1 protein-coding gene is annotated in these 740 nt (G+C 64.3%); it reads right to left on the bottom strand.

Features of this window, described 5'->3' with window-relative positions; translation table 11 throughout:
- A partial coding sequence (locus H7995_RS28160; protein ID WP_185819331.1) for a type VI immunity family protein occupies nucleotides 1-740 on the bottom strand: 740 nt, incomplete at both ends.

The raw sequence follows: 740 nt of genomic DNA, 5'->3' as shown, positions 1-740 counted from the left end.
TGATTGAGCAGGACTTCGCATTCCACGCAACGATCCAGTGCCATTTCCCAGCGCCCCGCGCGAGGTGCCGGCTGATGGCTGTTGGCGTAACGGGCAGGTTCAGGGGGTGTTTGATCCGGGTCTCGCTGCCAGAGCAGCAAGGTGTCGCCGCAGTCGCTGAGTCGCTCGGGGAAGGTCTCGCCTTGCTTGAAGGCCCTACGCGAATCTGCCTGATCGACAGCGAACCACCAGCCTGCCTGGGGGCAGGCCATGCCGGCGACAAAGCAGGCGGCCATGGTGCCAGGGGCGCTTTGTGTCGATAGGGCGGGCGGTGCGTTGACGCGGCTGGCCGGTGTCGGCCAGTCGCTGTCGGCATCAAAGCGGGCCATCCAGCGCCGACTGTCGGCATCGGTGAAGCGTTCATTGGGATCGCCGTCCCACTGGCCGAAGCCCAGCAACCCCAGATCGTCGTAGCGAATTGGTTTGAGCAGTCGGTTCAGCAGCACCGGCAGCTCTGGCACTCCGTGCTCGACCGGGTACAGCTGTGGCTGCTCACCCAACTCGATCCACTGGCCGCTGTGCAACTCAGTGACACTGATACGAGGATGGGCCAGCGCCGTGCGGACCTGTTCGCGGCTCAGGTCGAGCTTGTCGCGCCAGTAGTCGCTGAGCAGAAAGGCCCAGGTCGGAGGGCGAATGCCGCTGGGCAATTCGTCGTCCATGCCATAGGCGTATTCAATGTCCAGGCCGTAGAAGGCGGG

The sequence above is a fragment of the Pseudomonas kielensis genome, assembly GCF_014236655.1.
Lineage (GTDB): Bacteria > Pseudomonadota > Gammaproteobacteria > Pseudomonadales > Pseudomonadaceae > Aquipseudomonas > Aquipseudomonas kielensis.
The sequence above is the reverse complement of the archived record's forward strand: the minus strand, read 5'-3'. Positions and strand labels throughout refer to the sequence as shown.